We start from the raw sequence: 11269 nt of genomic DNA, 5'->3' as shown, positions 1-11269 counted from the left end.
CTTTGGCGCTCATACCGCGAATTCAGGAGCATTAGTGCCCCTCATTTGCCCCTTTGGCGCTCATACCGCGAATTCAGGAGCATTAGTGCCCCTCAATGGCTCCCTCGGCCCACTTTCTGCAAATTCAGGAGTATTAGTGCCCCTCATTTACAGCCTGTAGGCGGTATCCGCCCCCGCACCTTTGCGTCAGCACATTGTATTCGGTTTTCCGCATACATTCGGCTCACGTACCTTAGCAGCTTCCATATTACTGTTTCCCAGACAACAAAAAAGCCGCCCCCTCAGCGGAGACAGCTATGCCATGCAACAGCGGTTAAGCTATGATTAAATCATGTCCAGCGGAACCTTCCACGACGGCTGGGGAAAAGCATCGTCGAGCTGCCACAGCTCGTCGTCTGTAAGCACAAGCCTCGCGGCAGCCGCATTCTCATTCACATGCTCACGGGTGGCAGCCTTGGGAATAGCGATGACCTCCCCGTCACGGATGGTCCAGGCCAGCAGAACCTGCAGCGGAGTGACCTCATGATTCCGGGCAATCTGCTGCACAGCTTCATTCTCAGTCAGCCCTTTTCTCAGCGTGCCTGCCTGGGCCAGCGGAGAATAGGCCATGACAGGAATCTTATGTCCTCTCAGCCAAGGCAGCAGCTCATGCTCAATCCCTCTCGAGCCCAGATGATAGAGCACTTGATTGACTGCACAGTGATTGCCGCCGGGAATACTCAGCAGCTCCTGCATATCTGCCGTATCCAGATTGGATACGCCCCAGCGGGCGATTTTGCCGGAAGCAACCAGTGCCTCCATCCCCTCCACGGTCTCTTCCAGAGGAATGTTGCCGCGCCAATGCAGCAGGTACAGGTCCAGATGGTCCGTCCCGAGCCGCTTCAGGCTGGCTTCGCAACTGCTAATCAGCTTAGTCCCGCCCGCATTATGCGGATAGACCTTGGAGACCAGAAATACGCTGTCGCGGATTCCCCGCAGCGCTTCACCAACCAGCTCCTCGGAGCGGCCGTCCCCGTACATCTCAGCCGTATCAATCAGATTCATCCCCAGCTCTACACCCTGGCGAAGCGCAGCAATCTCTTCTGCCCGCTTCCCCGGCTGGTCGCCAATCCGCCACGTTCCCTGCCCCAGTCTGGGCAGCACGACTCCGTCCTTCAGACGGATACTTTCAGATACAGGTCTGCTCATATGTGATAAGTCTCCTTATAAGAATAATGTTCTTACTTACTATACTTACCATATCCAGGGCAACGAAACATCCGATCAGTGTCCAACTCAGTAACGTTTCAGCGGAATTCTCAGCCGATCAGCTTCAGGCCTGCTACGGCTCCCAGAATCACTACAATACAGGCAATCCGCTTCACATCCCTCGCTTCACCGTAGAACAACATGCCCATAATCGCTGCCCCGGACGCTCCAATCCCTGTCCAGATCGCATAAGCAATCCCCATCGGCAGACTCTCCATCGCCAGAGACAGCAGCAGGAAGCTTGCCCCGAAGCCTAGAATCAGCAGGCAGACGGACTGCCAGTTGCGGTCCTTGTGCAGCTTGCCAATCATGGCGACCCCGAACATTTCACATATACCGGCGGCAATCAGCATAACCCATGCCATATCAGTTCAGCCCCTTTGTCTGTTCAGATTCAGCCTGAGCCGGGGTAACCAGCTTCAGTCCGACGACCCCGGCCAGCAGCAGGCCGATCAACAGCAGCTTCAACGGCCGCAGCGGTTCACCGAACAGAACTCCTCCCGCCAGAACGGTACCCGCGGTTCCAAGTCCGACAAATACAGCATAGACCGTCCCGACCGGCAGCCTGCCGCTGGCCCAGATGAGGGCGTAGAAGCTGATCAGTATGGCCGCTACCGTAACCGCCCATTCCCATGGAGCGGAGGCATGCTTCAGACCGATGACCCATATCACTTCAAAGCAGGCAGCGCCTGCAATCATGATCCAGCTCTTAGTGCTTTTCTTCATTTCCCTTGCCTCCTGTGTCATAAAATAAGCCCGGAAGGTTATCGTCATTACCTGACGATACCTCCCGGGCTTTTGTCCCTCCGTGTATGCACGGATTGGCTTCATCCGTGTGTTCTCCCTCGGACCAGGCCAGCGGTGTCTACCTGCTGCGGAACCCTAGAGAACTATTAACTGCTTATGAACTTACAACGTATGTTAGCAAATCACGCTGCGGAATGCAACCCCTGCATCTCTTACTCCTGTCCGGCCAGCCTATTCAGCTCCTGCAGATCCGCTTCCAGATCCGCCTCGGTATACTTGCCCTGACCGAAGCCGATCATGGCGCGCAGCGGCATGTATTTCATCATGGCCAGCAGCATCTCCGGATTATCGCCAAGCGCATCCTCCAGCCCGAACACGCTGCTGAAGCTCTTCGCCTTCTCCTCCGTCAGCGGATTGGCAAGCAGGTCACCGACTGTGGTGTTGCGGTGGAACCGGGTGGTCAGCTTCACGGTGGATTCTACCTCAAGCTCCGTGCTCAGGCGGATATCGCGCGAGGAAGAACCTACAGCGATCTTGAACCTCCCGCTCTCCACATGCCAGTCGCTTAACTGCACATTATAATAAGCGAAGGAACGTTTATCCAAAGTGAAGGTTACGCTGCGTTCTTCCCCAGGCTGCAGCTCAATCTTGCCGAAGCCCTTCAGCTCCTGCAGCGGACGGATCACATGGCTCTCCACATCACTGACATAGAGCTGTACGACTTCCTTGCCCGCTCTGCTGCCGGTGTTCTTGACAGTGACCGATACCTGAACGGTATCTGTGTCCTGAATGCGGGTCTGATCCAGCAGCAGGCGGCTGTATTCGAATTCCGTGTAGCTGAGGCCGTAGCCGAAGGGGAACAGCGGCTCGATTTCTTTTTTGTCATAATAACGGTAGCCTACGAACAAGCCTTCCTTGTACTCCACCGTATCGCCTTCACCGGGGAAGTTCAGGAATGACGGATTGTCGCTCAGCTTCATAGGGAAGGTCTCCGCCAGCTTACCGCTCGGGCTCACTTCGCCGAACAACAGATCCGCAACCGCACCGCCAAAAGCCTGACCGCCCAGGTAGCCTTCAAGCACCGCCTTCGCCCTATGCAGCCAAGGCATCTCGACCGGCGCGCCGTTGCTCAGCACTACAATAATTTCGCTCTGGACCTCGGCCACCGCTTCAATAAGCGCCTTATGGCTCGCAGGAAGCAGCAGATGGCTACGGTCATAGCCCTCCGATTCGTAGCGGTCAGGCAGACCAAGGAACAGCACAGCTGCATCCGCCTTAGCTGCTGTATCACAGGCTTCGCGCAGCAGATCAGCATTGATGTCATCGCTCTCCAGCTCATAGCCCTGTGCGTACAGGAAGCTGGCCGCATCCCCGGCAACGGCCTGCAATTCAACGAAGGCATCATCCATCCGGGATGGATTCACATGCGAGCTGCCCCCGCCCTGATAGCGCGGCTGCTTGGCGAATTCACCGATCACGGCGATCCGGCCGCTCTTCACGAGGGGCAGAATCCCGCCTTCGTTCTTCAACAGCACCATACTCTCCCGGGCCACTTCGCGTGCAAGCTGATGATGCTTATCTGCATCGAAGACAGCGTGCGGGTTGCGGTTTTCGACACTTTTGAAGATAAAGGCCAGCATCCGCTCTACAGCGAGATCCAGCGTCTCCATAGCCAATTCACCGCTCTTCACAGCCGCTACAATCTTGGCGTCTCCGATTCCAGCACTTGACGGCATTTCCAGCTCCAGCCCTGCTGCCAGTGCCTTCACCCGCTCATTGACCGCTCCCCAGTCCGACACAACGAAGCCTTCGAAGCCCCATTCATCACGCAGCACCTTGGTCAGCAGCTCATAGCTCTCGGAAGCATACTCTCCGTTCACCTGATTATACGAGCACATCACACTCCACGGCTGGCTCTGCTTCACGGTGCCTTCGAAGCTGGCTAGATAAATCTCGCGGAGCGTCCGCTCATCAATAACTGCATCCACTGACATGCGGCGGTGTTCCTGGTTATTGGCAGCATAATGCTTCAGCGACGTCCCCACTCCCTGGCTCTGCACACCCTTCACATGATTTGCAGCCATCTCTGAGGCCAGGAACGGGTCCTCCGAGAAATATTCAAAGTTCCGCCCATTCAGCGGAGAACGCTTGATATTATTGCCTGGTCCGAGCAGAACGGCGACATTCTCCACCTGGCATTCCGTTCCCAGCGCCTCGCCCACCCGGAAGATCAGATCACGGTCCCACGAGGAGGCAAGTCCGGCTGCTGACGGAAAACAGGTTGCCGGTACACTGTTATTCAATCCAAGATGGTCTGCGTCACCCTGCTGCTTGCGGAGACCGTGGGGACCGTCTGTTACCATCACTGAGGGGATACCCAGACGTTCAATGCCTTTGGTGTTCCAAAAATCCAGCCCGGAGCAGAGTCCGGCCTTCTCTTCCAGTGTCATTTGCGAAATGAGCTTTTGAAGCTCTGTTACGTCCTTTGCCATTATATAGCCTCCTATGAATACGGTTTCTTGACTTCATTCTATACGACTGTCCCGGCCAATTATGGTATTCTCATTCGATTTTTGGTATTCTAAGTAGAGAAAAGAGGGGGCGGCCTATGGTGAAGGGAATCGGGAATGACGACGGTATACAGTACATCTGCAAGCTGGTCTACGAAGCTTACCGGGTCCCGGTCTTGTGGGTTGATGAAGCGGCTGCGCCCCGTCTAGCCCTGGGACCGGCTGCACTGAACCGCCCTTCCGTTCAGGGAACGGGCGGCCTGCCGGTTGAGGTGATGGAGCTTGTCCGGGGGCACGGAGGAGCGGCGGGCAGGAAGCTTAACATGGAGACGGTCGAGACGTTTAGTACAGTTAGTAGCAGGACAGCAGCTGAAGGCGGGACGCTTAACGCGGTGACGGGCAGAACTGCTGCTGCGGCCTCGCCCGCGTTGCCGTATCTGCACACAACTGGCTTCCTGGAGAATTTCATTATTCTCCAGCTTCCCGGCGCTGACGGTGCCATCGTCACCGGTCCGGCGCTGAACGCACCTGTTACCGGTGATAATGCAGCCAGCCTGCTGCGCGACCACAACATCCCGCCCGGGCAGCAGGCAAGCTGGCTAGAGTATTACGGCAACCTGCCTATAATTAGCCGGAAGCGCTGGTATCATGCGGCGCTGCTGCTCTACACGCTTGTCACCGGGCAGGCATTATCCGTAACGGAGCTGCTGCTGGCGGCGGGTCCGCTGGCGGAACCGCTGCATCCGGCGGACGACAGCCCGGATCTGGACTTGTCTTACCGCCGCGAGCATACATGGCTGCACCATGACCCGATGCAGGAGCGCGAAATGTTCCGCTATATTACCAATGGGGACAAGGCGGGGCTGCTGCAGACCCATGCTTCTTTTGGCGAGGAGAGCTACGGAAGGTTGTCCCGCAAAAGCCAGCTGCGCAGCAAAAAAAATCTGGCTGTCTCCTCCATCACGCTGGCCACCCGCGCAGCGATTGAAGGCGGGCTGTTCTGGGAGATTGCCTATACGCTAAGCGACTTCCATATCCAGTATATTGAGGAGCTCCGCGATATTCCGGCGGTGGACAGCGCCATGCTGGCCGCTCTATGCGACTTCGCCGATCAGGTAGAGGGCAGCCGCAGCGCAAGACACTCCCGCGTCTCCGACCGGTGCCGGAATTTCATATACAACCATCTGTATGAGGAGCTTCCGCTCGGCAGGCTGGCTGAATACGCCGGAATGAGCGCCAGTTATCTGTCCCAGCTGTTCAAAAAAGAAACCGGAACCGCCATCAGCGACTATATCCAGCAGCAGCGGGTCGAAGAAGCCAAGCAGCTGATTCAGCTGCCCGGGATCACGCTGTCGGATATCGCTACCCGTCTGCATTTTAACGACCAAAGCTATTTTACTAAGGTATTCAAGAAGTACACCGGCCTCACCCCGGGACAATTCAAGCAGCATTCCAGGTAGATTCCAGAATTATGGTATGATTCTGCTATGAGGGCAATCCTACATTTGGATAAAGGAGAGGTTCTGCATGATGGGAAGCTTACTATTCGCAGTAGCAGTCATATTCGTTGCGGTGATGGTTATTAATCGCAGTAATCGTAATGCGCGGTACAAAAATTACGGAAATAGAACCCGCTCTCACGCGGGAGATCATTATTTCATCACAGGTACCGGGGCCGATGCGGGCAGCTACAACGAAAACAGCCCACATAAAATCCATCCAGGCACGGACGGGCACAGCGGTGCCAGCCATCATCATGGCCACCACCACGGAAATCATTCACATGATCATAACCATAACCATGGCAGCGACAACCATCATGGCAGCCACGGAGGCTGGGACAGCGGCGGTCACAGCAGCCATGGTGGCGGTGATTCCAGCGGTGGAGATTCTGGTGGCGGTGGCGGAGACTGACGGATAGAATCATGGAGCCTCTCAGACTGCCGGGAAGCGGCAGCCTGGGAGGCTTCTGTGGTGAAATGGATTAGGGGGAACGCTTGCTGCGTCTGAATGGGCTACTCTTTAACGCTCATCCCGCCGGTGCATCCCGGGTTAGGCTGTTACTGGGACGGGCTGATGAACTCCTGCTGTTCGGCACGGACTCTCCGGGCCGGGGAGAGTACAGACTGGAGGCTAAGGGCCAGCAGAAACGCCATGAAGAACAGCATAGTGGAGATGCCGAAGATCAATCTGGCGCCAGTGTACACATACAACCATCCGTAGAATAAATAAGACAGCATATTGGTCGCCAGCGGACCGCCTTCAAACACGGAACCGACACGTCCGAGCAGGTTCTCAGGAACATAGGTCATTAACAGAGTCGACAGCGTAATGCTCAGCAGGGATATGCCAATCCCGATAATGACACGGCTGAGCAGCATGGACCAAGAGCCGAAGGAGAGCGTGAGCAGCAACAGCCCCAGAGTCATGACCGCTGCTCCCCATATGTTGATTCGTACATAATTTTTGAATTTTGCCCCAAGCAGGTTCAGACCGAGCGCCCCCGCGAACATACCGATGCCCCCGGCGGTGCTTGCCCAGGCTAAGTAATTCTGGTCTAAATGCAGCTCTTTCACCACGAAATATATATTTAACAGATTAATCGCCCCTGTGCACGCCCCCATTACCGCCAACATGATAAATAAGCGTTTGGTGAGCGCAGAAGCGAAGATATACCGGAAGCCTTCCAGGACATCCACCCAAAAGGAGGTTGCCGGACCGGAATCGGAGGGTGCTGCCAGGGGGGCCGGGCTCACCTTAAGACTCAGAATGAACAGGCTGCCTGCGATGAAACAAAAGCCGTCCACAATTAAAGAAGTTGACGCCCCCCACCATTGGTAGACAAAGGCTCCGATTGCAGGCCCGGCAAGACTGATCAGCGTATCTACCGTCTTTACAGAGGAACTGGCGGTACCGTAATCCTCATTGTCCACGGCTGTGACCGTTAATTTACTGATGGCAGGCTGAAAAAATTGCTGAACCGTACAGGTGAAGGCCAGCATGACCAGCAAAAGCGGAACCTGCTCCATCCAGATCAATCCGGCCAGTACAAAAGACATCGCAGCCCGGATCACCAGCGTCGCCTGCAGCACCTTCTTTGGTTTCCTGCGGTCAACCCATGTTCCGGCAAGAGGAGCCATGATAAAGACCGGGAGCATCTGGGCAAACAAAAGAGCTGTCCGGTAAAAGACAGCTTGATCCGCTTCCGCAAATACCCAGAACAGGATGGCCCAGTTCCTGATCTCATCTCCTACAGAGGATAAGGTCTGCGTGCACCATAACCGGCGGAACACTCCGTTCTTCAGCATACTCCACAAGAAAAGTCCCCCCTCTCTTTCGGTATTGTCACCCTAGGAAGTCAGCAATTCATGCGTATGGAAATGGTCGTACACCCGGCTGATCCATTCCTGCCGATCCTGTTCGCTGGCAGCAAAAGGATTCTCTAACGCCAGGTTGTGTACAACCGTACGGAAGTCGCTCCCGTCCTCCATCTGTTGAATAATAGCAATGCTTAAAGGGTCCATGCTCATCACCCGGACGTAGCGCCTGCGCCCTTCAAGAGCCGGTGCGCTCTCCAGCACCAGCAGAATCCAATCTTCATGCCCTTCCGCAAGCTCAAGCTCTGCAGGAAGGGGACTGTGCAGCTTCAGCGCAGGGATGGAATAGTACGGCTGCATCACTTTGACAGGCTTCATAGCAGTAGTGTCCTGCGGAGCTGTATCCTGCTGCATCAGTTCCATCACCGCACGCTCATAAGAGAGGAAGTCCTTAAGGACCCGCCCGGTTTCCGGCACAAGACCCTGCACCAGCTCATCAAGAATGAGGGCCAGCTCCGCTTCCGGCGGCGTTGCCTCATGCATATCCAGCCTGGCAGAGACATAATCGATTGTACGGGTGTATGGAACAGCCGCCAGATGATTGAGATAATACAAGGTGCGGAAGAACGAACGGGCCAGCGGGTAGTAGAGCTTTCTGATCCTGTGCAGAGTGTGTGTATCCACAGACCGCAAGGAGTAATAGTTGCTGAAAATTTGCGGGTAGCTGGCAATCCAGTTCTTTTCAATGCCGGATAGCTGGAAATCACTGTTCATATCGTTCGTGCTCCAGAACTGCTCGTCCAGCACCAGGCTGCCCTTCGCTGCGTCAAATAATTGGGTTCCGGGAAAAAGGGACAGTTGATGCAGCTGCACATCCGCTATTCCTATGGAGAGCAGCCGGACAATCATATCCAGCGTCTGATTAAGGTCTTCGGTTGTCTCTTCGGGAAATCCGGTAATAAATGAAGCCGTACATGACAGACCCAGCCGATGAAGCTCGCGGAGCAGCTCATAAGCCTGGTTCAGATCGAGCTTTTTGCCAATGACCTGCTGGATGGGCTGGCTGCCGCTCTCAATCCCGAAGAAGACGCCATTACATCCAGCCTGCATCATCACCTCAAACAGTTCTATATTGACGTGGTCCGTCCGGGAGGAGCAGCTCCAGGTGAAGGGCTCGCTGCAATCCAGCAGCTCCCGGCAGAATTGTCTGACAAACTTCTGATTAACCGTGAAATTATCATGCGTTAAGCTGAAATGGGTGATTCCCCAACGATCCCTGACGTATCTCATCTCGGCGATGATCCGTGCAGGACTTTTAGTTCTGTATTTTCGTGAAAAGAAGGTCGAGGTGCTGCAAAAGCTGCAATTAAAGGGACAGCCGCGTCCCGCCTCAACCGGAAAGAAACGGCTCTCCGGAGTGGTAAAATAAGCTTCAATATCCTCGATTAGATGAAAGGCAGGGAAGGGCGTATCATCGAGATTCCTCAGAATCGGCCGCGGCGGATTGGTGCGGATTGTCCCCTCTTCACGGAAGCAGATTCCTTCTACCTCTGAGAGCGGATGGCCCGACTCCAGGACCGCAATCAGCTCCGGCAGCGTCAGCTCGCCTTCTCCGGCAACGATATAGTCTATCGCTGGGAAATGGGTTAAGGTTTCAGCCGCTACGAAGCTCGCATGGGGTCCGCCAAGAATAATGATTCTGTCCGGGTCCAGCCGTTTGCATTCCTCCGCAATTCTCAGTGCGATCGAATAATTGCCGCACATCGCCGTGAATCCGAGAACTCTGGATGGCTTGCCGATGATTAATCGGGCAATACCGGCAAGGGCTGCTGTATCGAAATGGCTGGTGCCTGAATAGAGTAATGCCAGATCGGTGAGACATACCCCGTACCCCGCTTCAAGAAGCGCAGCGCCTAGCACAAGCAGGTTGAGCGGAGGATCAACGGTATCCACAGCTGCATTATAGGGCGGACATATCAATTGAATCATTTCCCAGTCACCTCACATAAGAGAAGATTTAACTTAAGGCGGTGAACGAAGCATTCAGCAGCTCCAGATGGCTGTCAAGGTCACGCTTCACATTTCCGCAGTAGGCGCCTAAGATCGAACCGGTGGTTCGGTCGGCTTGAACCGGACAATTCCCGGAGCATAGAAAAGCGATATTGCATCCTTTACACTCCGGCTGATTCAAGACATGACGTTCCTTCCAGAGCGCCAGCTTCTGGTCATCCAGCTTAAGCTGAGGGTAATACGTTCCAAGACTCCATTTGGGATTACCTATAATACTGGTGCAAGGGTAGACCTGGTGGTCCGGCGAGAAGGTGAATGTTTTTCCTCCGGCCGCCTCACAAAAATAATAGTTAGGGAAATAGTTATCTTTAGCGAGGCCTGTTCCCAGCACGTGCTCGAACGGAAGGGAGAGTCTGGTTAGATCACTGTTTAATACGACATTCAGCCTTTTTAGTTTATCGTTTGGCACATGCACTTTGATGAATTCCGTGAGCTGATAGCTGGGCAGCAGGCCCGGGGCGGAATTCCCTGCATAATTCTCAACGGGAGACAGTGAAACCGAGAAGTTAGGGTAAGCATTCCATTGCCGTTCCTGGAAGAAATCCAGGAGTTCATTCAGATGCTCTATATTCTCACCATCCAGATTGACACGAATAGCGATGTCGAAATCATGCTCCAGGAAGGAGTCAATCTGAGCGGTTATTTTCATAAAGGTTCCCTCATTGGCCCGGGTGATCCGCCGCCGGTCATGAACCGCCTGGGGGCCGTCTATGGTTAACTGGATTCTGAGCATGTCCTTGTAAGGCTCTAGCAATTCCTGATAGTGTGATAGGAACACCCCATTTGATATGACCGTTCCTGTAATCCCCCTAGCTTTGGCCTGCTCAAGAATAAGTCCGACGATAGAATGGTTCAGGGGCAGGAGCGGTTCCCCGCCAAAAATAACAAAATGATGCCGGGTAGACTGTTGCTGCTGCATGATTTGATCCATGGCCAGGAAGGCAGCCTGCACCTGATCTTCAGTCATCTGTTCATGGCTGGAGCGGATCTCTTGGGGCTCAAAGCAGTAGACACATTTCAAATTACAGGTCATGGAAGGACAGAACACAAAGGAAATGTCACCTGAGCCATGCTGATCCAGGTATTCTTTGTACCGGCGGATCAGGGCTTGCTCCTCTTCACGCTCCCTGTACAGATAACCTCTGCCGGCCAGAAACTGTTCTTCATCAGCGGTGAGAGTATAGGCAACAGGCTGTTGTTTCTGGAGGAACTGGCTGATATGCTCTTCCACAATATCCATTGCGCCTGACAGGGAATTGAAGATAAGATGACGGCCGTTTCTTAAGCGATACGTAAGAATATATTCTGAAATATACAATATCTATCCCCCCTGGTATGAACAGCGGGAAGGCATAAGGATGCGCTTCCCGCTATTTC

At 54.4% G+C, this 11269-nt stretch carries 9 protein-coding genes and 1 riboswitch; of the genes, 1 reads left to right on the top strand and 8 read right to left on the bottom strand.

Annotation, left to right across the window (positions count from 1 at the left end; genetic code table 11):
- Positions 1 to 324: 324 nt before the first annotated feature.
- The 4 genes from J2Z70_RS32695 to J2Z70_RS32680 form a co-directional block, all read right to left on the bottom strand.
- Positions 325 to 1188 (bottom strand): aldo/keto reductase, encoded by an 864-nt coding sequence (locus J2Z70_RS32695; protein WP_209879953.1) that lies wholly within the window; start codon positions 1186 to 1188, stop codon positions 325 to 327.
- Between the two features lie 110 nt (positions 1189 to 1298).
- A complete protein-coding gene (locus J2Z70_RS32690) occupies positions 1299 to 1613 on the bottom strand; it encodes a DMT family transporter (RefSeq protein ID WP_209879950.1) in 315 nt (104 codons plus the stop codon).
- 1 nt (position 1614) lies between these two features.
- Positions 1615 to 1974, bottom strand: coding sequence for a DMT family transporter (locus J2Z70_RS32685; RefSeq protein WP_209879947.1), 360 nt, complete (start codon positions 1972 to 1974; stop codon positions 1615 to 1617).
- A gap of 59 nt (positions 1975 to 2033) precedes the next feature.
- Positions 2034 to 2145, bottom strand: a riboswitch (guanidine-I (ykkC/yxkD leader).
- 62 nt (positions 2146 to 2207) lie between these two features.
- A complete protein-coding gene (locus J2Z70_RS32680; protein ID WP_209879944.1) occupies positions 2208 to 4487 on the bottom strand; it encodes a glycoside hydrolase family 3 C-terminal domain-containing protein in 2280 nt (759 codons plus the stop codon).
- 116 nt (positions 4488 to 4603) lie between these two features.
- Between J2Z70_RS32680 and J2Z70_RS32675 the strand changes: the two genes are divergently transcribed.
- A complete protein-coding gene (locus J2Z70_RS32675; RefSeq protein ID WP_209879941.1) occupies positions 4604 to 5965 on the top strand; it encodes a helix-turn-helix domain-containing protein in 1362 nt (453 codons plus the stop codon).
- A gap of 82 nt (positions 5966 to 6047) precedes the next feature.
- Here the strand turns inward: J2Z70_RS32675 and J2Z70_RS32670 are convergent, their stop codons facing one another.
- The 4 genes from J2Z70_RS32670 to J2Z70_RS32655 form a co-directional block, all read right to left on the bottom strand.
- Positions 6048 to 6284, bottom strand: a complete 237-nt coding sequence (locus J2Z70_RS32670; protein ID WP_209879939.1) for a hypothetical protein — start codon at positions 6282 to 6284, stop codon at positions 6048 to 6050.
- 281 nt (positions 6285 to 6565) lie between these two features.
- A complete protein-coding gene (locus J2Z70_RS32665; RefSeq protein ID WP_245368720.1) occupies positions 6566 to 7813 on the bottom strand; it encodes an MFS transporter in 1248 nt (415 codons plus the stop codon).
- Positions 7814 to 7855: 42 nt separating this feature from the next.
- A complete protein-coding gene (locus J2Z70_RS32660; RefSeq protein WP_209879933.1) occupies positions 7856 to 9811 on the bottom strand; it encodes a B12-binding domain-containing radical SAM protein in 1956 nt (651 codons plus the stop codon).
- A 28-nt stretch (positions 9812 to 9839) separates the two neighbouring features.
- On the bottom strand, positions 9840 to 11210 hold the full coding sequence (locus J2Z70_RS32655; protein ID WP_209879930.1) for a radical SAM/SPASM domain-containing protein: 1371 nt from the start codon (positions 11208 to 11210) through the stop codon (positions 9840 to 9842).
- Positions 11211 to 11269 lie beyond the last annotated feature (59 nt).

It is taken from the genome of Paenibacillus silagei (genome assembly GCF_017874735.1).
GTDB lineage: Bacteria > Bacillota > Bacilli > Paenibacillales > Paenibacillaceae > Paenibacillus_AQ > Paenibacillus_AQ silagei.
This window is presented reverse-complemented; position numbering and strand designations above follow the sequence as displayed.

What these genes read in the sequence shown, in the direction of transcription:
- J2Z70_RS32660 (WP_209879933.1), bottom strand. Translation starts at nt 9,811, where the DNA reads ATGATTCAATTGATATGTCCGCCCTATAATGCAGCTGTGGATACCGTT.
- J2Z70_RS32680 (WP_209879944.1), bottom strand. Translation starts at nt 4,487, where the DNA reads ATGGCAAAGGACGTAACAGAGCTTCAAAAGCTCATTTCGCAAATGACA.
- J2Z70_RS32670 (WP_209879939.1), bottom strand. Translation starts at nt 6,284, where the DNA reads ATGATTTCCGTGGTGGTGGCCATGATGATGGCTGGCACCGCTGTGCCC.
- J2Z70_RS32685 (WP_209879947.1), bottom strand. Translation starts at nt 1,974, where the DNA reads ATGAAGAAAAGCACTAAGAGCTGGATCATGATTGCAGGCGCTGCCTGC.
- J2Z70_RS32690 (WP_209879950.1), bottom strand. Translation starts at nt 1,613, where the DNA reads ATGGCATGGGTTATGCTGATTGCCGCCGGTATATGTGAAATGTTCGGG.
- J2Z70_RS32675 (WP_209879941.1), top strand. Translation starts at nt 4,604, where the DNA reads ATGGTGAAGGGAATCGGGAATGACGACGGTATACAGTACATCTGCAAG.
- J2Z70_RS32695 (WP_209879953.1), bottom strand. Translation starts at nt 1,188, where the DNA reads ATGAGCAGACCTGTATCTGAAAGTATCCGTCTGAAGGACGGAGTCGTG.
- J2Z70_RS32665 (WP_245368720.1), bottom strand. Translation starts at nt 7,813, where the DNA reads ATGCTGAAGAACGGAGTGTTCCGCCGGTTATGGTGCACGCAGACCTTA.